At 29.6% G+C, this 21,251-nt stretch carries 14 protein-coding genes and 2 pseudogenes; 9 read left to right on the top strand and 7 right to left on the bottom strand.

Annotated elements, in window-relative coordinates; translation table 11 throughout:
* Nucleotides 1-28 precede the first annotated feature (28 nt).
* Nucleotides 29-454 (top strand): MIP/aquaporin family protein, encoded by a 426-nt coding sequence (locus tag A2J15_RS07895; protein WP_227655870.1) that lies wholly within the window; start codon nucleotides 29-31, stop codon nucleotides 452-454.
* 11 nt (nucleotides 455-465) lie between these two features.
* Complete coding sequence (locus tag A2J15_RS07890; RefSeq protein WP_253689758.1) at nucleotides 466-786, top strand: aquaporin; 321 nt, start codon at nucleotides 466-468, stop codon at nucleotides 784-786.
* On the opposite strand, the pseudogene A2J15_RS05930 reads toward A2J15_RS07890, so the two are convergent.
* Both A2J15_RS05930 and A2J15_RS05925 read right to left on the bottom strand, forming a co-directional pair.
* Nucleotides 783-2,229, bottom strand: a pseudogene (locus A2J15_RS05930) (sodium:solute symporter family transporter). The gene A2J15_RS07890 and the pseudogene A2J15_RS05930 sit on opposite strands and share 4 nt — an antisense overlap.
* A pseudogene (locus A2J15_RS05925) lies at nucleotides 2,226-2,586 on the bottom strand (DUF485 domain-containing protein). Before A2J15_RS05925 ends, A2J15_RS05930 begins: the two co-directional pseudogenes overlap by 4 nt.
* A 245-nt stretch (nucleotides 2,587-2,831) precedes the next feature.
* Between A2J15_RS05925 and A2J15_RS05920 the strand changes: the two are divergent.
* The 3 genes from A2J15_RS05920 to A2J15_RS05910 all read left to right on the top strand — a co-directional run bounded on the left by A2J15_RS05920 (nucleotide 2,832) and on the right by A2J15_RS05910 (nucleotide 9,990).
* Nucleotides 2,832-4,109: a Na+/H+ antiporter family protein gene (locus tag A2J15_RS05920; protein ID WP_066779318.1), complete on the top strand. Its 1,278-nt coding sequence runs from the start codon at nucleotides 2,832-2,834 to the stop codon at nucleotides 4,107-4,109.
* 149 nt (nucleotides 4,110-4,258) lie between these two features.
* Nucleotides 4,259-8,743: a glutamate synthase large subunit gene (gene gltB, locus A2J15_RS05915; protein ID WP_066779179.1), complete on the top strand. Its 4,485-nt coding sequence runs from the start codon at nucleotides 4,259-4,261 to the stop codon at nucleotides 8,741-8,743.
* A 2-nt stretch (nucleotides 8,744-8,745) separates the two neighbouring features.
* Nucleotides 8,746-9,990 carry a glutamate synthase subunit beta gene (locus tag A2J15_RS05910; RefSeq protein WP_066779176.1) on the top strand — a complete coding sequence of 415 codons (1,245 nt, stop codon included), beginning with the start codon at nucleotides 8,746-8,748 and terminating at the stop codon, nucleotides 9,988-9,990.
* On the opposite strand, the gene A2J15_RS05905 is transcribed toward A2J15_RS05910, so the two are convergent.
* Nucleotides 9,991-10,566: a ribonuclease HII gene (locus tag A2J15_RS05905; protein WP_066779174.1), complete on the bottom strand. Its 576-nt coding sequence runs from the start codon at nucleotides 10,564-10,566 to the stop codon at nucleotides 9,991-9,993.
* A 164-nt stretch (nucleotides 10,567-10,730) separates the two neighbouring features.
* On the opposite strand from A2J15_RS05905, the gene ilvD reads away from it, so the two are divergent.
* Nucleotides 10,731-12,407 carry a dihydroxy-acid dehydratase gene (gene ilvD / locus A2J15_RS05900; protein ID WP_066779171.1) on the top strand — a complete coding sequence of 559 codons (1,677 nt, stop codon included), beginning with the start codon at nucleotides 10,731-10,733 and terminating at the stop codon, nucleotides 12,405-12,407.
* Nucleotides 12,408-12,445: 38 nt separating this feature from the next.
* Here the strand turns inward: ilvD and A2J15_RS05895 are convergent, their stop codons facing one another.
* A complete protein-coding gene (locus tag A2J15_RS05895; protein WP_066779169.1) occupies nucleotides 12,446-13,672 on the bottom strand; it encodes an HD domain-containing protein in 1,227 nt (408 codons plus the stop codon).
* Nucleotides 13,673-13,747: 75 nt separating this feature from the next.
* Between A2J15_RS05895 and queC the strand changes: the two genes are divergently transcribed.
* Nucleotides 13,748-14,425, top strand: coding sequence for a 7-cyano-7-deazaguanine synthase QueC (gene queC / locus A2J15_RS05890; RefSeq protein ID WP_066779166.1), 678 nt, complete (start codon nucleotides 13,748-13,750; stop codon nucleotides 14,423-14,425).
* Nucleotides 14,426-14,445: 20 nt separating this feature from the next.
* On the opposite strand, the gene dsbI is transcribed toward queC, so the two are convergent.
* The 3 genes from dsbI to A2J15_RS05875 form a co-directional block, all read right to left on the bottom strand.
* Entirely contained in the window at nucleotides 14,446-15,972 is a 1,527-nt protein-coding gene (gene dsbI, locus A2J15_RS05885) for a disulfide bond formation protein DsbI (RefSeq protein ID WP_066779163.1), read from the bottom strand.
* A gap of 12 nt (nucleotides 15,973-15,984) precedes the next feature.
* Nucleotides 15,985-16,152: a disulfide bond formation protein Dba gene (gene dba, locus A2J15_RS05880; RefSeq protein WP_002779270.1), complete on the bottom strand. Its 168-nt coding sequence runs from the start codon at nucleotides 16,150-16,152 to the stop codon at nucleotides 15,985-15,987.
* A 368-nt stretch (nucleotides 16,153-16,520) separates the two neighbouring features.
* Complete coding sequence (locus A2J15_RS05875) at nucleotides 16,521-17,429, bottom strand: RluA family pseudouridine synthase (RefSeq protein WP_066779161.1); 909 nt, start codon at nucleotides 17,427-17,429, stop codon at nucleotides 16,521-16,523.
* Nucleotides 17,430-17,506: 77 nt separating this feature from the next.
* On the opposite strand from A2J15_RS05875, the gene purB reads away from it, so the two are divergent.
* The gene (gene purB, locus A2J15_RS05870; RefSeq protein WP_066779158.1) at nucleotides 17,507-18,835 is read left to right on the top strand and encodes an adenylosuccinate lyase; all 1,329 of its coding nucleotides are present in this window, start codon (nucleotides 17,507-17,509) and stop codon (nucleotides 18,833-18,835) included.
* 15 nt (nucleotides 18,836-18,850) lie between these two features.
* The gene (locus tag A2J15_RS05865) at nucleotides 18,851-21,220 is read left to right on the top strand and encodes a ribonucleoside-diphosphate reductase subunit alpha (RefSeq protein ID WP_066779156.1); all 2,370 of its coding nucleotides are present in this window, start codon (nucleotides 18,851-18,853) and stop codon (nucleotides 21,218-21,220) included.
* Nucleotides 21,221-21,251: the final 31 nt, after the last annotated feature.

Genomic DNA, 21,251 nt, shown 5'->3' with positions numbered 1-21,251 from the left:
GAGAAGTTTAAACTGGATGGAGTAAGTCATGGGAATAATATTGGCTGAATTTATAGGCACAGCTTTACTCATACTTTTGGGAAATGGTGTGGTTGCAACTTGTTTGCTTAAAAATACTAAATGTGATTTTGGTGGATCGGCTCAGTGGCTTGTTATAACTACTGCTTGGTCTTTTGCTGTTTTTGTTGGAGTAACAGTAGCTGGACCTATAAGTGGGGCTCATTTAAATCCAGCGGTTACTTTAAGTTTAGTTATTACCCAAAAATTATCTTTAGCCTTAGTTCCTTCTTATTTACTTGGACAATTTTTAGGTGCTGGATTTGGAGCCTTGCTTGTATACATTTTTTATTATGATCATTTTAAAATCACTGAGGATGAGGGTTTAAAAAGGGCATGTTTTTGTACTGAACCTGCTATTAGAAATTATAAACTTAATTTTTTAGTGAATTTTTAGGCAGTTTTGTTTTGATTTTTGTTATTTTGTATATTACAGGGGCTAATATAGTTTTTCCAGATATAGAAGATGTTAAAATAGGTCTTGGTAGTATAGGGGCTTTACCTGTTGCTATTTTAGTGTGGGCTATAGGATTAAGTCTTGGATTTACTACTGGTTATGCTATAAATCCTTGTAGAGATTTATCTCCTCGTATAGTTTTAAGTATATTGCCTATGAAAGTAAAATGTGATTGGTCTTATGCTTGGATCCCTGTTTTAGGACCTATTTTTGGTTCTAGTGTAGCTTCTATTTTATATCTTTATTTATTAAAGGGCTATTTAGCCCTTTAATGCTTTATAGCTTCGCTTATATCTATACCGCTTTGTGCTTTAAAATCTTGTGCTTTAAAACCTTCTTTGTCTTTTTTAGCTCTTTTAGAATGATCAAGTTTTGAAATGATATAAATTAGTAAAAAACTTAAAGGCATTGAAAATAAAGCAGGATGATCATAAGGAAAAATTGCTTGATTAAAGCCAAAACTTTTAACCCATATACTAGGGCTTAAAATAACAAGGGAAAGAACAACGATAAGTCCTATAAGTCCACCCCAAAAAGCACCTTTTGTAGTAAGATTTTTCCAATAAATACAAAGTAAAAGTATAGGAAAATTTACACTTGCAGCAATAGCAAAAGCTAAGCCTACAGTAAAAGCAACAGCTGAAATAAAGCCTAAAAATATATCTCCACCTAAAACATCGGCTAAGGTTATAGCTATCATATTAGTAGATCCGTTAAAATTCCCATTACTTGTAAATTGAGTGTTTCCAAGTAAAAGTGCTATAGCTCCAAAACCTATAATAAAAGTAAGTATATAAAAATATCCTATAAATCCTGTTGCATAAAATACAGATTTTCTAGCTTCTTTAGCATCTTTTACAGTAAAAAATCGCATTAAAATATGTGGCAATCCTGCAGTTCCAAACATTAAAGCTAGTCCTAAAGAAAGAGCTGAAATAGTATCGGGTAAAAATGTTCCAGGTTTCATTATATTTTCACCTTTTGGATGATAAGATATGGCTAAATCAAAATAATATTTTAAATCAAATTTTGTAAGGTATAAGATCATAATAGTCATAAAACTTGCTCCTGATAAAAGTAAAATAGCCTTTATAATTTGCACCCAAGTGGTTGCATGCATTCCTCCAAAAGTTACATAACAAATCATTAAAATACCTACTAAAACAACTGCAAAAGTATAAGGTAAACCAAAAAGCAATTGTATAAGTTGTCCTGCTCCTACCATTTGAGCTATAAGGTAAAAAAATGATAACACTTAAAGCAGAAATAGCTGAAATAATACGTATAGGTTTAGCTTCTAAACGATAAGCAGTAATATCTGCAAAAGTAAATTTACCAAGATTTCTAAATTTTTCTGCAATTAAAAATAAAATAATAGGCCAACCTACTAAAAAACCTATAGAATAAATAAGTCCATCAAAGCCATTTGTGAAAACTAAAGCAGTGATCCCAAGAAAGCTAGCTGCACTCATATAATCCCCAGCTATAGCCATACCATTTTGTATACCTGTAATATTACCACCAGCTGTGTAAAAACCACTTTTAGATTTAGATTTTTTATTAGAATAATAAGTAATCAATAAAGTAGCTAAAACAAAGATTAAAAACATGCTTACTGCAGTTATATTTATAGGTTTTTGTTTAATATCTTCTAAATTAAATCTAGCACTAAAAGCTAAATTAAAAAATAAATTTATGAATATAAAAATTTTCATATTATTTCCTTATAATCGATTTTTCCGTTTTTTAATGCTTCAATTAAACCTTCATTTTTTAAGTTTTGAATGATGATTTCTTGTTCTTTATCTAAAAAATAATTTGCAATAAAAGTGTAAATTCCTGTAGATAAAATGCATAATAAAATCAAAGCTATACCTATTATAATACCAAGTGTTATACTACTAGGACCAAGTTTGTATCCTAAAATTTCTGGCATAAGACCTATACCTAAAATAAATATATAATAACAAATGATGATTATTAAAGATAGGTAAAAGCATATTTTGTTTCTAAAAGAAATAAAATTTTTAAACTTTAAAATAGAATTTTTTTTGTTTAGCGTTTAAATTCATATATACTCCTTAAATATTTATAAAAAATATAACAAAAAAATAATAATTTTTAAGATTTTAATTGAAAACAAAAAAGAATTTTTATTTTAAATATATAAAAAAGTAACATAGATTTAAAAATGTTACTAAAATTTACATTTTAAAGGGGTTTGAATTTTTATTACATTTTAACAAAAAATTATTTAGAATTAAAGCTTTACTAAATTTATTAAGGAAAAATTTTGACTTTACTTACAAATCCTATTATGATCAGTGTTGTTTTAATGACTTTACTTTGTTTATTTCGTTTTAATGTACTTTTAAGCCTTTTAATTTCAGCCCTTGTTGCTGGATTTTTTTCTCATCTTGGACTTGTAGATACTATGAATATACTCATAAATGGAATGAAAGAAAATCTAAAAACAGCTCTTAGTTATATACTTTTAGGAGCTATAGCAATAGCCATTTCAAAAACAAATTTAACAGCATATTTGATTAAATTAGTTAGTCATTTTATTTCACAAAAGAAATATTTATTGCTTTTATTTATTGCTTTAATTTCTTGTTTTTCTCAAAATTTGATTCCTATACATGTGGCTTTTATTCCTTTATTAATTCCCCCACTTTTAAGTCTTTTTAATAAATTAAAAATAGATCGTAGAGCAGTTGCTTGTGCTTTAACTTTTGGACTTACTACACCTTATATGGTTTTACCAGTGGGTTTTGGGCTTACTTTTCAAGATCTTTTAAAAGATAATTTAAACGCTAATGGTTTAAATGTAACTTTAAATGATGTTACAAGTATTATGTATTTAAGTGCTATTTGTATGTTAAGTGGGCTTTTTTTAGCTCTTTTTGTTTTTTATCGTAAACCAAGAACATATCAAGAAATAAAAGTATCTCAAACAAATTTAAAAGAACTTAAGATGACTTATAAGGAATGGGGTGTTTTAGCTGGACTTGTTTTAACTTTAGTTTTGCAAATTATTACTATGAATTTGCCTTTATCAGTACTTTTAGGCTTTATTTTGATGGTGCTTTTAAGAGGAGTTGAATTTTCTAAAGTTAATGAAGTGTTTGATGAAGGTCTTAAAATGATGGGTTTTATAGCCTTTGTTATACTTGTTGCTGCTGGGTATGCAGAAGTTTTAAAAGAAAGTGGTGCGGTAAAAGAACTTGTAAATTCATTGCTTCCTTGGATAGAACAAAATAAATTTTTATCTGTATTTTTAATGCTTTTAATAGGATTAATTATTACTATGGGTATAGGGACTTCTTTTGGGACTATTCCTATTATAGCTGCACTTTTTTGTCCTATTTGTTTGGAATTAGGTTTTAGTACAGCGCTTATTATATTTATCTTAGGTGTAGGTGGGGCTTTAGGAGATGCAGGAAGTCCAGCTAGTGAAACAACTATGGGGACAAGCATAGGTTTAAATGCTGATAAACAACACGATCATATTAAAGATACTTGCATTCCTACTTTTATTTTTTATAATGGATCCTTGCTTATTTTAGGAAGTTTTATCGCTATGTTTTTATAATTTTTATATAATTTATATAAATCTATTAAAATATTTTTTAATTTATTTATTTTTAAGATAAAAATTACATTGATTTTAAAAAATATTGTATACTGTAATTTTTATAAAGTTAATAGGATTTAAAATCAATCCTATTTAAGGAGATTAAGATGAATTTAGAAAATAGTCAAAGTATAGGTTTATATAATCCAAACAATGAACATGATGCTTGCGGTATTGCTGCACTTGTTAATATACGTGGCATTGCTTCTTATAAGATTATTTGTGATGCTTTAGAAATTTTGATGAATCTTGAACACCGAGGGGGTGCAGGAGCTGAAGAAAATTCAGGTGATGGAGCAGGAATTTTAATCCAAATTCCACATGATTTTTTTATGACTCAAGAATTAGGTTTTAAACTTCCTAAAAAAGGTCATTATGCAATAGCCCAAATGTTTTTATCGCCCAATAAAGATGCAAAAGAACAAGCAAAAGCGATATTTTTACAAGGCTTAAAAGATAAAAAACTTGAATTTTTAGGTTTTAGAGAAGTGCCTTTTAATCCTAGCGATATAGGTGCGAGTGCTTTAAAAACCATGCCTTATTTTTTGCAAGCTTTTATAAAAAAACCAAATGAAATAAGCGTTGGATTAGAATTTGAAAGAGTGCTTTATAGTGCACGCCGTCTTATAGAAAAAAGAGCTTTAAATATACCAAAATTTTATTTTTCAAGTTTTTCTTCACGTACTATAGTTTATAAAGGAATGCTTCTTTCAACTCAATTGAGTGATTTTTATCTTGATTTTAAAGATGTTAATATGAAATCAGCTATTGCCTTAGTGCATTCTCGCTTTTCTACTAATACTTTTCCAAGTTGGGAAAGAGCCCATCCAAACCGTTATATGGTCCATAATGGAGAGATTAATACTATACGTGGAAATGTTGATAGTATAAGGGCTAGAGAAGGTTTGATGAAAAGTGAGTATTTTGAGAATTTAGAGGAAATTTTTCCTATTATAGCAAAGCCTAGTAGCGATTCTGCTATGTTTGATAATACTTTAGAATTTTTAGCTCTTAATGGTCGTACTTTAGAAGAGGCTTTTATGATGATGGTGCCTGAACCTTGGCATAAAAATGAAAATATGGAAAGTAAAAAACGTGCGTTTTATGAGTATCATTCTTTATTGATGGAGCCTTGGGATGGACCTGCAGCTATTATTTTTACTGATGGAGTAATTGTAGGAGCGAGTTTGGATAGAAATGGTTTTCGTCCTTCAAGATACTATCTTACAAAAGATGATGTGCTTATACTTTCAAGTGAAACAGGAGTTTTAAAATTAGATGAAAAAAATATCAAAGCCAAAAAACGTTTAGAACCTGGGAAACTTTTACTTGTTGATACTGCACGTTCTAGGCTTATAGCAGATCAAGAAATTAAAGAACATTATGCTAATGCTAAACCTTATAAGATGTGGCTTAAAAATTTAGTAGAACTTGAAAAAGAGCATACTCAAATTTATAAGCATGAATTTTTAAAAGAAGATGAGGTTTTAAAACTTCAAAAAGCTTTTGGATGGAATTATGATGAACTTCAAATGAGTGTAAAAGATATGGCTCAAAATGCTAAAGAGTCTATTGCAGCTATGGGAGTTGATACACCTTTGGCTATACTTTCTAAAACTTATCAACCTTTATATAATTATTTTAAGCAACTTTTTGCACAAGTAACTAATCCACCTCTTGATGCCATAAGGGAAGAAATTGTTACTTCTACAAGAATTTATTTAGGAAGTGAAGGGAATTTATTAAAGCCAAATGAAAATAATGCAAAGCGTGTAAAAATTGCTTTGCCTATAATAAGCAATGAAGAACTTTTTGAACTTAAAAATTTAAGTAAATTTAAAGTTAAAGAATTGTCTATACTTTATGATTATTCTCAAAATACTTTAGAAAAAGCTTTAGATGATCTTTGTATTAGAGTGGAAAAAGAGGTTAAAGAGGGTACTTCTATCATGATTTTAAGTGATAAAGGAGTAGATGAAAAAAATGCTTATATCCCTGCTTTACTTGCAGTTTCTGGAGTGCACAATCATTTAGTAAGAAAAAATTTAAGAACCCACACAAGTCTTATTATCCAAAGTGGTGAGCCTAGAGAAATTCATCATTTTGCTTGTCTTTTAGCTTATGGTGCAACAGTGATTAATCCTTATTTGGTTTATGAGAGTATACAAAAACTTATAATGAATAAAGAGCTTGATTTAGCTTATGAAAAAGCAGTGCAAAATTTTATCAAAGCTTCTTCAAAAGGTATAGTAAAAATTGCTTCAAAAATGGGAGTTTCTACCTTACAAAGTTATAATGGATCAGCACTTTTTGAATGTTTGGGTTTAAGTTCTAAGGTGATTGATAAATACTTTACTTCTACAATTTCACGTATTGAAGGTATAGATTTAGAGGATTTTGAAAAAGAACTTATCAATTTACATAAAAATGCTTTTAATGATACGCATAAAGTTTTAGATTCTAAAGGAATTCATGGTTTTAGAAGTGCAAAAGAAGAGCATTTAATTGATCCTTTAGTGATTTTTAATCTTCAAGAAGCTTGCCGCAATAAAGATTATAAAATGTTTAAGAAATATTCAGCTTTAATCGATGAAAAGCAAATAAATTTACGTTCTTTAATGGAATTTGATTTTAGCGAAGCCATAAGTATAGACAAAGTTGAAAGTGTTCAAAGTATAGTAAAACGTTTTAAAACAGGGGCTATGAGTTATGGATCTATTTCTAAAGAAGCGCATGAGTGTTTAGCTTTAGCTATGAATAAAATAGGTGCTAAATCTAATTCAGGTGAAGGAGGAGAAGATGAAGAGCGTTATGAAATCAAGGATGGTTTAAATAAAAATTCTGCTATTAAACAAGTTGCAAGTGGACGTTTTGGTGTTGATTTAAATTATTTAATTCATGCAAAAGAAATTCAAATTAAAATTGCTCAAGGTGCAAAACCAGGAGAAGGTGGTCAATTAATGGGTTTTAAGGTTTATCCTTGGATAGCAAAGGCTAGACATTCTACACCAGGAGTAACACTTATTTCTCCACCACCTCATCATGATATTTATTCTATTGAAGATTTAGCCCAGCTTATTTATGATTTAAAAAATGCTAATAAAGATGCTAAAATTTCAGTCAAACTTGTAAGTGAAAATGGCATAGGAACCGTTGCTGCTGGTGTGGCTAAGGCAGGAGCTAATTTAATTCTTGTTTCAGGATATGATGGAGGAACTGGAGCAAGTCCTAGAACTTCTATAGCTCATGCAGGAATTCCTTGGGAATTAGGTTTAGCTGAAACGCATCAAACTTTGATTTTAAATAAACTTAGAGATAGGGTAAAATTAGAAACTGATGGAAAATTAATGAATGGGCGTGATTTAGCTATAGCTGCACTTTTAGGGGCTGAGGAATTTGGTTTTGCTAGTGCGCCTTTGATTGTTATGGGATGTACTATGATGAGAGTGTGTCATCTTAATACCTGTCCTTTTGGTATAGCTACTCAAGATAATAAACTTAGAAATCGTTTTAAAGCTAAAGTAGATGATGTGGTTAATTTTATGTATTTTATAGCTGAGGAACTTAGAGAATATATGGCAAAACTGGGTTTTGAACGTCTTGATGATATGATAGGGCGTGTGGATAAGCTCCGCCAAAAAAGTGTGCAAGGTAAAGCAAGAAAGCTTAATTTAGATAAAATCTTAAAATCCTTACCAACCTATAATAAAACGGCTATACATTTTAAAGATTATAAAGATAATAAATTAGAAAAAACCATTGATTATAGGGTTTTGCTCCCACTTTGTAAAAATGCTGTAGAGAAAAAAGAACCTATTAAGCTTTCTTTAGAAGTAGGAAATCAAAGCCGAACTTTTGCAACCATGCTTTCAAGTGAAATTTTAAAAACCTATGGAAAAAATGCTTTAGAAGAAGATAGTATTTATATCAAAGCTATAGGCAATGCGGGCAATAGTTTTGGAGCATTTTTATTAAAAGGTATTAAGCTTGAGATTATAGGTGATAGTAATGATTATTTGGGTAAGGGCTTAAGTGGGGGTAAGATTATTGCTAAAATTTCAAATGAGGCTACTTTTTCATCTGAAGAAAATATTATTGCAGGAAATGCGTGTTTATATGGTGCTACTGAAGGAGAAGTTTATTTAGATGGTATAGCTGGAGAAAGATTTTGTGTAAGAAATTCTGGAGCTCATGCTCTTGTTTTAGGAACAGGTGTGCATGGATGTGAATATATGACAGGTGGGCTTGTTGTTGTGCTTGGGGATGTGGGTGCTAATTTTGCTGCAGGTATGAGTGGAGGAGTTGTTTATATCTTTGGAAGACATAATGAGACTAATGTTAATAAAGAACTTGTTGATATTAAAGAACTTAATATTGAAGATGAAAAAGAATTAAAAAATATGATAGAAAAGCATATTTTTTATACAGATTCTAAAAAAGCTAAAGATATATTAGAAAAATTTGATAAAAAAGATTTTTTTAAAATAATGCCAAGAGATTATGAAAAGATGTTAAAAATGCTTGATCTTTGTAAAAATGAAAAAGATCCTAATTTAGCAGCTTTTTTGAAAATCACACAAGATAAGGAGTAAAAATGGGAAATATAAGAGGTTTTTTAGACTTTAAAAGAGTAGATTTTAAAAAACTTGCTCCTAAAGAAAGGGTCTTAAATTTTAAAGAATTTATAACACTTTTAGATAAAAAAGAACAAGAAATTCAAGGTGGACGTTGTATGAATTGTGGAGTAGCTTTTTGCCATAGTGGGGTAGTAAGTGAAGGTAAAGATGTGGGTTGTCCTTTAAATAATCTTATTCCTGAATGGAATGATTTAATCTATCGTTCTTTATGGGAAGAAGCTTATGAAAGGCTTAATCTTACTAATCCTTTTCCTGAATTTACAGGTCGTGTTTGTCCTGCTCCTTGTGAGGATTCTTGTGTGTGTGCGATTAATGATATTAGTGTAAGTATTAAAAATAGTGAATTAGCCATTATAGAAAATGCCTTTAAACAAAATTTAGTTCATTTAAATAAACCTAAAAAATATAATGGTAAAAAAATTGCCATTATAGGAAGCGGTCCTTCTGGACTTGCTTGTGCTAATACTTTAAATTCTTTAGGATATAAAGTAAGTGTTTTTGAAAGAAGTGATAAAATAGGTGGGCTTTTAATGTATGGAATTCCTGATATGAAACTTGATAAAAGCATAGTAGATAGACGTGTTGCTTTGCTTGAAAAAAGTGGTATTGAATTTAAAGTAAATGAAAATATAGATACTAAAAATAAGGTTTCAAAGCTTTTAAAGGAATTTGATGCTTTAGTTCTTTGTACTGGTGCTAACAGACCTGTAGATCTTGATATAGAGGGTAGAGAATTAAAAGGGATAGAATTTGCACTTGATTTTTTAATACAAAATACTAAGAGTTTATTAAAAACTGGTAAGGGCACAGATAAGGCTAAAGGGAAAAATGTTTTAGTTATAGGAAGCGGGGATACAAGTGTTGATTGTATTGGTGTTGCAATAAGGCAAGGAGCTAAATCTGTACTACGTTTACAAAGAAGCCCAAAAAGAGCCTTACAAAGAACTAAAGATAATCCTTGGCCTTTAAAAGCTGATATTTTTACAAATGATTATGGTATAGAAGAAGCTATTGCTATATATGGTAAAGATCCTAGAGAGTATCAAAAAATAGTAAAAAAATTCTTAGGAAAAACTCATATAGAAGGTGTTCAAACAAATGATTTAAGATGTGAATTTAAAAAAGGGCAATCTTTAGTTGTTTGGGCTATAAAAGATGGTATAGAATGCGCTTTAGCTTTACATAAAAAATTAATCATTTAATCATAAAAGCTTAAAGCTTGTACGGTGTAATTTGCAAATTCCAAATTGTGCTATGAGTGCTTTATGTGCTTTAGTACCATAGCCTTTGTTTTTTTCAAAATGATAATGAGGAAAGTCTTTAGCTAAATAGTTCATTATATTGTCTTTGCTAACTTTTGCAAGTATGCTAGCTGCACTTACTTGCAAAATATTTGTATCGGCTTTAACTTGTGTTTTAATTGCACTAATATTAAAATTTGTATTGCCATCATATAAAAAATTATTTTGTGTTTTAAAATGTTTTTTGATAAGGATTAAGCCTGTTTTTAAGCAAGCACTAAGTCCTAAGGTATCAATTTGTTGTGAAGAAAAAGCAAGTATAAGATAGTTTGAGTTTTTTAAAATAAGCTTATAGTATTCTTCGCGTTTTTTTTCACTTAGTTTTTTAGAATCACAAAGTCCGTGAAGTTTTTTATGCAATTGACAAGCTGCCATTACCATGGGTCCTGCTAAAGCACCTCTTCCTGCTTCATCAATTCCAATAAGATTGATATTAAATTCTTTTAAAAGTTCATCTGTATTAAATAAAGTTTTCAAATTTTACTACTTTTTTATATAGTTTAAAAATAATTATAATACTAGCTTAAAAAATCAATATTTGCAATATTTTTGCAGTTAAGAATAAGCTTAATATTCTTAATTTTAACCTTAAGATTAAGTTTTGCTAAATATAATATTAAAAAATAATAAGGAGTTTATTAATGAGAAGTGATGCTATAAAAAAAGGGCATTTAAAAGCACCTAATCGTTCTTTGCTTAGAGCTTGTGGTTTAAAAGATGAAGATTTTGATAAACCTTTTATAGGTGTAGCAAACAGTTATATAGATATTATTCCAGGTCATTATTTTTTAAATGAATATGCTAAAATCATTAAAGATGAAATCCGCAAAAATGGTTGTGTGCCTTTTGAATTTAACACTATAGGAGTAGATGATGGTATAGCTATGGGGCATGAAGGCATGCTTTATTCTTTACCAAGCCGTGAGCTTATTGCTAATTCTATTGAAACAGTTATGAATGCGCATCAACTTGATGCTTTAATTTGTATTCCAAATTGCGATAAAATTACCCCTGGTATGCTTATGGGGGCTTTAAGGGTAAATGTTCCAACTGTGTTTGTTAGTGGGGGACCCATGCGTTTTGGTGTAAGTAAAAAAGGTGAAAAAATTAGTCTTAGTTCTGTATTTGAAGCTGTAGGTGCTTATGAGGCTAATAAAATAAGTCAAGAAGAACTTAAAGATATAGAATGTTCAGCTTGTCCAAGTGGTGGATCTTGTTCTGGAATGTTTACGGCTAATTCTATGAATACCTTATGCGAGGCTATGGGTATAGCTTTAGAAGGAAATGGGACTATTTTAGCTTTAAGCAAAGAAAGAGAGGAGCTTTTAAGAAAAGCAGCGCGTCGCATTTGTGAAATTGCTTTAGATCAAAGATTTAAAATTCGTAATATTATCACTAAAAAGGCTATTTATAATGCTATGGTAGTAGATATGGCTATGGGTGGGAGTACTAATACTATTCTTCATATGCTTGCTATTTCTCATGAAGCAGGAGTAAAACTTGATCTTAAAGAACTTAATTTTATTTCAAGCAAGGTAGCGCATATTGCTAAGATTGCCCCATCGTTAAATACAGTTTATATGGAAGATATTCATAAAGCAGGAGGGGTAAGTGCTGTAATGGCTGAAATTGCAAGTAAAAAAGAGCATATTTTAGAACTTGATGCGCTTATGATTACAGGAGAAAGTTTAAAAGAACGTCTTAAAAATGCTAAAATTAAAGATGAAAATATTATTCGTAAGATTGATAATGCTTATTCAAATGTAGGTGGACTTGCTATTTTATTTGGTAATTTGGCTAAAGAAGGTTGTGTGGTAAAAACAGCTGGAATTACTGGGAGTAGAAAATTTATAGGTAAAGCAATTTGTTTTAATTCTCAAGATGAAGCTATTGAAGGTATTATTAAGGGCAAGGTAAAAAAGGGTAATGTATGTGTAATACGTTATGAAGGTCCAAAAGGTGGTCCAGGTATGCAAGAAATGTTAAGTCCTACCTCTCTTTTAATGGGAATGGGTTTAGGAAGTGAAGTGGCTTTGATTACAGATGGGCGTTTTAGTGGTGCAACAAGGGGTTTGAGTGTGGGACATATTTCTCCTGAAGCAGCTGAAGGAGGCTTGATAGCTCTTTTAAAAGATTCAGATTTAATAGAAATTGATGTTGATGCTTATACTATTAATGTGCTTTTAAGCGAAGAAGAGATTGCTAAACGTCAAGAAGAATTTGTTTTACCTAAAAAGGAAGTATCTTCTAAATGGCTTAAAATGTATCAAAAACTTGTTACAAATGCTAGCAAGGGTGCGATTTTGGATGTAGAATAATTTTTAAATCCACTAAGAATAATTTCTTAGTGGAAAGATTAAATTTTAAAGTATTCTTTAAATTCTTTACAAATATCAAAGAAATTTACTCCATCTATAGTAGGGTTTTCTTTAAAAAAATCATACATGCCCAAAAAACCATTTTCAAGTTCTTTAGATTTTACTCCATAGCTTATACTAAGTCCTGCTTCTATAAAAGCTGCTATTTTATCGCAATATTTCAAGGCTTTTCCATCAATAGCATTAAATTCATTAGTATTAAAAGAACTTAAACTCCCACTACAAAGTTCTATTTTAGCGTTTTTATAAGTGCGGTTTTCAAATTCATTTTTAACAAAAGCTGCTTCTTCATTTCTGCCTTCTCTAATACCTAAAATATAAGAAAATTCTGCTTTTAAATTTTCAGGTACAAAGGGTAAAATTCTTTCATTAATGAGTTTCATTTCATAATCATTGATAATATCATGAAGTCCATCTATGCCATATTTTACAGGGCTTATGATATCACGTGTTAAAGATTCTGGTAAATCATGAAATAAAGCACAATAAAAATTATTTTCAAGTCTTTTATCACAAGCTTTGATTTTTAGTGAATAAAAATACGCTAAAATGGCTACTACAAGCATATGTCCTAAAACAGCCGTTTCAGGTATACGTGGGGTTTGTGCCCAGCGTTTTTGAAAACGCAATCTTCCGCTTAAATCAATAATTTTGGCAATTTTTTGATTTAAAGCTATTTTTCTAGCACCTATGAGTTCATAATAATCTTCTAGTTCTTCTTCAACTTTGTTTTTAATCTCTTCTATATCATTTAAAAAAGCTGAGGTTTGATAAACTATATTAAATTCCCATTTTGTTGCAAAATAAGATGCTGCTTTTAAAATAAGTCTTTCTTTAGCATAAGTATTGCCTTTTAAGTATTCTTCAAAACGTTTTAAAAAAGCACCCTGTTCTATATCTTCTATCATGGGCTCTATTTTGCTTAAAACCCAAGCATTAACTTGATCTTTTTTTTGACGTACTATTTCATGATAGACATCAGGGCGTATATCAGTTACTACAACACGGCTTAAAAATTCAAAAATTCCTCCTTCTATAATAATTTTCATATCTACATTTTTTTCTGTTTTAGCAATAAAATAAGCAATAATAAATTTATGTGCTTGTTTATCAAGTTCAACTAAATTAGCCATTCTTGGATAATCATTCCAGCGACTAATAGAAGCAGCTTTAAAAATATGTTCTATAAGTTTTATATTAATCATTTTTTACCTTTTTTGGATTTAAATTTTAAAAAATTCGTTAAAATTACTAAATTATAGCAGATTTTAAGGATAAAAATGAATAAAAAAGCACTTTGTATCATTAGTGGAGGTATGGATAGTACGGTGTGCGCTTATTTGGCCAAAAAAGAAGGTTATGAAATCATTGCTTTACATTTTGACTATGAACAACGCACTCAAGTAAAAGAAAGAGAATGTTTTAGGCAAATTTGCAAAGCTTTAAAAGTGGAAAAATCTTATATCTTAGATGTAAGTTTTATTAAAAATATAGGAGGCAATGCTTTAACTGATAAAAGTATTCATATACCTAAAAATCAGCTTTGTTTAAGCAATGCTACCCCACCTATTACTTATGTGCCTTTTCGTAATGGAATTTTTTTAAGTATAGCAGGATCTTTGGCTGAAAAAGAAAATTGTGAAAGTATTTTTATAGGTGTTGTAGAAGAAGATGGAAGTGGTTATCCTGATTGTACAAGTGATTTTATAAAAAAAGCTCAAGCATTTATTAATGAGGGTACAAGTAATAAGTTTAAGGTTTGTTTAAAAGCTCCTCTTCTTCATTATAATAAAAGTCAAATTGTTCATATTGCTTTAGAAGAAAAAATACCTTTAGAATTAACTTGGTCTTGTTATGAAAATGAAAATGAAGCTTGTGGAGAGTGTGATAGTTGTTTATTGCGTTTACAAGGTTTTAAAAAAGCTGGATTTAAAGATAAGATTAAATATAAGTCCTAGTTTTATCTAGGACTTAATATTTAATTTAAAGTATAAAGTTTATTAGCCTTATCTTGATATGAAAGAATATTGATTTTTCCATCTTTAAAGAAAATACTTCTTGCATTTGTGATAGAGCTTGGGAAAGCGATAGTTTTTACTATTTCTTCTTTAAGTGGGTCAATTACTGCAATAACATTATGATTTTTGCTAAGCGCATAAATTACTCCATCTTTAAAAGTCATAGAAGTGATATAAAGATCACCTAGTGTTTTGCCTTCTTTAAGATTTGCTTTTGGAGTAAATTCTGCTGAAAGCATACGATCTTTTAAAGAAAATTTAGAAATTACAAAAGTTTTAGCATCCTTATTATTTGGAACAGTTGCAAGATAAAGATAATTTCCATCTGTACTCATGCTAGCTACATGATTAAATTTAGATCTTACTGTATCTAGTCTTCCTCGACCTAGATCCTCCCCTTGGCCTTTGAATTTATCATTACCTTTTATAAAATCAGCATATTGTTTGGCTATATCTTCTTCGCTTGCATTAGGATTTTTTTCAAATCTCAAGAAAGATTTATTTGAACCCATAAGGATGAATTTATCATTCATATAAGGAATAATTCCTATAATTGGATCAATAGTAGCTGAAAAATAAGGATCTAATTCAAAACTTTCTTTGACATTAAAATTTTTATCTAAAAATGCTACATCCCATTTAGAGCTTGCTATGAATTCTTCATTAATAAAATCAAGAGTGTTGATAGCTTGATCAAAATTAATGGTTTGTTCATTAATGATTTTAAGCTCTTCATTAATGTTTGTAAATGGAGAGTTGCTAATATCATTATCAAATTTGATATTTAATTTTTCACTAGCAGGTTTAAAAGCATAATCAGGAGCTTTAACATCACGTTTACCTAAGAAAGAGATATTTTGCCATAATCCATTCCAACCATGGGTGCTCCAAATGATGTATTTTGAATTTAAACTAAATCTTACAGGATCACTTTGTCCAACATAAGGAGGAACTCCTGTGCTCACAAAAGCTTGAAAAACATTTGATGCTACAATAATAGTACTAATAAGAACTGCAGCAAAAGAAAATTTAGTATATTTTCTAAATTTTTCACCATTTAGCTCAGCTTCAAAAGCATTGAATTTAGGAGCAAAAGCAAAAATAACGCCTAAAAGTAGTACAACAGCCCAAAATATTACTTCAGCCCAAAAATAAGTGTGAATACCAAAAACTGCTAAACCAAAACCTTGATCTAAGTCTCTATGAGCGTGATTACCATAATGAGCAAAAGATTGATAAAGACCTACAGCAGTCATGATTAAAAGAGCTGCAAGATATTTTCCTTTTACCCCATAGCGTACAATAAAAAGTGCCATTACACCAATAAAAATCATTGCTTGTCTTTGTCCCCAACAAAGTACACAAGGACTATCACCTAACATATAACCAAATATAAAATTTGCTATACCTACAGGTAAAAATATGATTAAAAAGCCTGCTAAACACATAAGAGTGTAGAAATTTTTTGTTTTATTGATTTCGTTCATTATAGCCCTTTCTTACAGATTCATTATTGTTAAAAGTGCGCCTGTTTTGTGGCCAACATAGAAAAAAACCATTAAAAGCCAAGCTACCATTACCAAACCAAAAGCTAAATTTTCTTTTTCTGGTTTTTTGATAATTAATATCAAGGCGATTAAAACTAATAAAAGCTCAAGAAACTCCATAGTATCTCCTTACAAAATAAAAACTTTCAATTTTACTTTAAAAAATATAAATTAAAAATAAATTTTTATTGAATTTGCATATTAGTTAATATAATTGTAAAAAAAAGTTACTAAAATATACTTAATTTATTTATGCATTTTGTGAAAATTTTTTATGATATTATGATAAAAATTATTATTTTCAATAGTAAGTTTTAAAGCTTTTATTGAGCATATTAGCTCTAAATTTATTTATTATTAAAAAAATATTGCTTTATTTTTGTGATCAATTTTTTATTTTTTTGTAATTATTTTCATTATGATAAAATCATTTAATTTAATCACTTTTTATTAAGTAATTTTTTTGTATTTTTTAAACTCATAACTAATTATTTCTTTTTTAGTGCTTGGGCAAAAATATTTTTTATGTTTATTCTTGAAGCAATATCGAAATTTTCCCCTTTGTATTGAAATTTTAAACGATAAGAATGTAAACATAAACGTTTAGCTTTAGTCAGGTTTATGCGTTGTTCTAAAGTTAATTTTTGATCCAATATATTTTTTATTTGATTTGTTGAAAGCCCATAAAGAGGATCTCCTAAAATAGTATGGTTTTTATAATGCAAATGTACTCTAATTTGGTGTTGTCTGCCAGTAAGAGGTTTGCAAAGTAAAAGTGTAATATTAAATAGATGAAAATATTTTATAGGTTCAAATTTGGTAAAAGCTTTTTTACCTTCTTTGCAAATTTGCATTCTAATTTTTATATCATCATAATTTTTTACTAAGTCTATGGCTTTATCCACACTAAAATTTTCTTTGACTTCTCCTTTTACAAGAGCTAAATATTCTTTTTGTATTAGTTTTTTTTCAAACATGCTTTTAAGTTCAATTTGTGCTTTTTTATGCTTAGCTACTAGTATAATCCCGCTTGTTTCTTTATCAAGTCTATGTGCTACACAAGCATCTTTACCCCAAAGATGCCAAATTTCATCGCTTAAACTGTATTGACAGTTTCTACCATTTGGATGAGTTAAAACACCACTTTCTTTTTCAAGTACCGCAAAGTCTTCATTTTCAAAAACAATGTTTACTCCTTTTGGTTTATTTTCATATATTATTAGTTCAACTAAACCATTTAAGATTTTATTTTTTTCTTTTACTAAAATTCCATTACAAAAAAGTCTTTTTTTGTCTATGAGTTTTTGGGCTTGGTTTATATCGATTTTTAAATTATCCATAAGGACTTCAAATGCCCTTTTTTCATTATTTAAAAGTTTTATTTTTATATAAGCCATTTTAACTTCTTCTTAAAAATTTTTTAGATAAAATTGAGTTTATTTTTCAAAAAATTATAGCTAAAAAGGGCTCAAATATGGTTGAAAGATATAGCAGAGAAATCATGGCTAAAAAATGGGACATTCAAGCAAAATATGATGCATGGTTGAAAGTAGAATTAGCTGCCATTAAAGCTTGGAATAAGTTAGGTCTTGTCAATGATATAGATTGCGAAAAAATTCTTAAAAATGCAAAATTTGATATTGCAAGAATTAATACAATAGAAAAAACTACAAAACACGATGTAATCGCTTTTCTTACAAGTTTGAGTGAAAGCTTAGGAGAAGAAAGTCGTTTTGTGCATTATGCTATGACAAGTTCAGATTGTATTGATACAGCTCTTGCTTTGCAAATAAAAGATAGTTTAGAATTGATTTTAGAAGATGTTTCTTTGATTTTAGAAACTATTAAAAAACGAGCCTTAGAACATAAAAATACTTTAATGGTGGGTCGCAGTCATGGAATTCATGGAGAACCTATCACTTTTGGTTTGGTTTTAGCTATTTGGTATGATGAAATTTTACATGCAAAAGAACTTTTAATTCATGCAAAAGAACTTGTAAGTTATGGTAAGCTTAGTGGAGCTATGGGAAATTTTGCTCATGCTCCTTTAGAATTTGAAGAAGAAGTTTGTAAAAATTTAGGTCTTAAGTGTGCTCCTGTTTCTAATCAGATTATTCAAAGGGATCGTTGTGCTCAAGTGATTTGTGCTATGGGTATTTTAGCCTCAAGTTGTGAGCAAATTGCTGTGGCAATAAGACATTTTCAAAGAACAGAAGTATATGAAGCAGAAGAATATTTTAGTGTGGGGCAAAAAGGAAGTTCAGCTATGCCACATAAAAGAAATCCGGTTTTAAGTGAAAATATTACAGGATTATGCCGTATACTTAGATCTTTTATAAATCCTGCTTTAGAAAATGTAGCTCTTTGGCATGAAAGAGATATTAGTCATTCAAGTGTAGAAAGATTTATACTTCCAGATGCTTTTATTACGGCTGATTTTATGTTAATCCGTCTTAATGATTTAATTGATAAGCTTTTAGTTTATCCTGAAAATATGATGAAAAATTTAAATCTTACTGGAGGACTTGTGTTTTCTCAAAGAGTACTTTTAGAGCTTCCATTTAAAGGTATTAGTCGCGAAGAAGCTTATAAAATAGTTCAAAGAAATGCTATGAAAGTTTGGGAAGATTTGCAAAATGGCAAATCAGCTATTAATGAAAAAAAAGAGAGTTTGTTTTTACTTGCCCTTTTAGATGATGAAGATTTAAGGAAAAGTTTAAGTGAAGAAGATATACGCAAGTGTTTTGACTATGATTATTATACAAAAAACGTTAATGCAATTTTTGCAAGAACATTCAAATAAAAAGCAAGGAAGGCAATGAAAGTTATTAAAAGAAATGGTCGTACGGAAGAATTAGATATTTCTAAGATCAAAAAATGTACTTTTGATGCAGTAAAGGATTTAGAAGGTGTAAATTTAAGCGAGCTTGAATTGGATGCAAAAATTCAATTTCGCGATGGAATTTCAACTGAAGAAATTCAAAAAACCTTGATTAAAACAGCAGTGGATAAAATCGATATTGATTGTCCAAATTGGACTTTTGTTGCGGCTAGGCTTTTTTTATTTGATTTATATAAAAAAGTTAATGGTATAAACCGTTATAATCATTTGCGTGAATATTTTGAAAAAGGTGAAAAAGAGGGTAGAATTTTACTAGGACTTAAAGAAAAATATGATTTAGAAGATTTAAACGCTTATATTAAACCTGAGCGCGATATGCAATTTACTTATCTTGGTATTAAAACTTTATATGATAGGTATTTGATTAAAGATAGCAAGGGAATGCCTATAGAGCTTCCTCAGCAAATGTTTATGGCTATTGCCATGTTTTTAGCACAAAATGAGTTTAATCCTCAAGAATGGGCAAAAAAATTTTATGATCTTATTTCCAAATTTGAACTTATGCTTGCAACCCCTACTTTATCTAATGCAAGAACCACACGTCACCAACTGAGTTCTTGTTATATAGGTTCAACTCCTGATAATATAGAAGGTATTTTTGATTCTTATCAAGAAATGGCTTTGCTTTCTAAATTTGGAGGTGGTATAGGCTGGGATTGGTCTAAAGTCCGTGCAATGGGTGGGAGTATAGATGGACATAAAAATGCTGCTGGAGGTATTATACCTTTTTTAAAAATTACTAATGATATTGCCGTGGCTGTAGATCAACTTGGTACTAGAAAAGGAGCTATTGCAGTTTATATAGAGCCTTGGCATATGGATATAGGGGATTTTATTGATTTGCGTAAAAATTCGGGTGAAGAAAGACGTCGTGCACATGAGCTTTTTCCGGCTTTATGGATTAATGATCTTTTTATGAAAAGGGTTAGGGCAAATGATAAATGGACTCTTTTTGATCCTGCTGATACTTCAGATTTATGTGATTTATATGGAGAAGCTTTTGAAAAACGTTATGAAGAATATGAAAAAAATGAAAGTATTGTTAAGGAAATAGTAGAAGCTAAAGAACTTTGGAAAAAAATACTATTAAATTATTTTGAAACAGGTTTGCCATTTTTATGTTTTAAAGACAGTGTTAATAAAGCAAATCCAAATGCTCATGTAGGCATTATTAGAAGTTCAAATTTATGCACAGAAATTTTCCAAAATACAGAGCCAAATTATTATCAAATAAAAGTAATTTTTGAAAATGGAGAGGAGATGCATTTCCATGAGGATGAAAAGGTGCTTATTGATGGAGCTTATGAAAAGCTTGCTAAAAAAATTTCAACTTTAGATAGTATTAATGGCAATAAAGTCTATATAGTAGAAAAATATAAAAATGATGGAAAAACTGCAGTTTGTAATCTTGCAAGCATTAATCTTAGTAAAGTATATTTAAAAGAAGATATTAAGCGCGTTGTACCTACTGCCATTCGTATGCTTGATAATGTGATTGATTTAAATTTTTATCCCCATAAAAAAGTTAAAGATACTAATTTAAAATCAAGGTCTATAGGTTTAGGTGTTATGGGTGAAGCTCAAATGCTTGCTGAAGCAAAAATTCATTGGGGAAGCGATGAGCATTTGTATAAAATTGATGAAATTATGGAACAAATTAGTTATGAAGCTATTAATGCAAGTTCGAATTTAGCCCTTGAAAAAGGTTCTTATGAAGATTTTCAAGGATCAAATTGGAGTAAAGGAATTTTTCCTATTGATATGGCAAATTCTAAAGCTAAAGCCTTGACTTTAAGAGAGGGTTTGTTTGATCAAAGTGAGTGTGATTGGCATAAGCTTAGGGAAAAAGTTAAAAAAGACGGTATGAGAAATGGTTATTTAATGGCTATAGCTCCTACTTCTTCTATTTCTATTTTGGTTGGAACTACTCAAACTATAGAACCTGTTTATAAACGTAAATGGTTTGAACAAAATTTAAGTGGGATGATTCCTGTGGTTGTTCCAAATTTAAGTCTTGAAACTTGGCAATATTATATCCCAGCTTATGAACTTGATCAAAGGATTCTTGTAAAAGCTGCAGCAGTACGTGGCAAATGGATAGATCAAGGGCAAAGTTTAAATATCTTTTTATCCCTTGATAAGGCAAGTGGTGGATATTTAAATGAAATTTATCAACTTGCTTGGGAGCTTGGGGTAAAATCAACTTATTATTTAAGAAGTGAAAGTCCTGATAGTGAAAAAGTTAATGTTGCAGATCGTACCATAGAATGCGAAGGTTGTCAATAATGTTTTAAAACCTAATACATAAATATTAGGT

The sequence above is a fragment of the Campylobacter hepaticus genome (assembly GCF_001687475.2).
In the GTDB taxonomy this organism is placed as follows: domain Bacteria; phylum Campylobacterota; class Campylobacteria; order Campylobacterales; family Campylobacteraceae; genus Campylobacter_D; species Campylobacter_D hepaticus.
Note: the sequence above shows the minus strand (reverse complement) of the source record. Positions and strands in the feature narration are given on the sequence as shown.

What these genes read in the sequence shown, in the direction of transcription:
- A2J15_RS07895 (WP_227655870.1), top strand. Translation starts at nt 29, where the DNA reads ATGGGAATAATATTGGCTGAATTTATAGGCACAGCTTTACTCATACTT.
- A2J15_RS05920 (WP_066779318.1), top strand. Translation starts at nt 2,832, where the DNA reads ATGATCAGTGTTGTTTTAATGACTTTACTTTGTTTATTTCGTTTTAAT.
- gltB (WP_066779179.1), top strand. Translation starts at nt 4,259, where the DNA reads ATGAATTTAGAAAATAGTCAAAGTATAGGTTTATATAATCCAAACAAT.
- A2J15_RS05910 (WP_066779176.1), top strand. Translation starts at nt 8,746, where the DNA reads ATGGGAAATATAAGAGGTTTTTTAGACTTTAAAAGAGTAGATTTTAAA.
- ilvD (WP_066779171.1), top strand. Translation starts at nt 10,731, where the DNA reads ATGAGAAGTGATGCTATAAAAAAAGGGCATTTAAAAGCACCTAATCGT.
- A2J15_RS05895 (WP_066779169.1), bottom strand. Translation starts at nt 13,672, where the DNA reads ATGATTAATATAAAACTTATAGAACATATTTTTAAAGCTGCTTCTATT.
- queC (WP_066779166.1), top strand. Translation starts at nt 13,748, where the DNA reads ATGAATAAAAAAGCACTTTGTATCATTAGTGGAGGTATGGATAGTACG.
- dsbI (WP_066779163.1), bottom strand. Translation starts at nt 15,972, where the DNA reads ATGAACGAAATCAATAAAACAAAAAATTTCTACACTCTTATGTGTTTA.
- dba (WP_002779270.1), bottom strand. Translation starts at nt 16,152, where the DNA reads ATGGAGTTTCTTGAGCTTTTATTAGTTTTAATCGCCTTGATATTAATT.
- A2J15_RS05875 (WP_066779161.1), bottom strand. Translation starts at nt 17,429, where the DNA reads ATGGCTTATATAAAAATAAAACTTTTAAATAATGAAAAAAGGGCATTT.
- purB (WP_066779158.1), top strand. Translation starts at nt 17,507, where the DNA reads ATGGTTGAAAGATATAGCAGAGAAATCATGGCTAAAAAATGGGACATT.
- A2J15_RS05865 (WP_066779156.1), top strand. Translation starts at nt 18,851, where the DNA reads ATGAAAGTTATTAAAAGAAATGGTCGTACGGAAGAATTAGATATTTCT.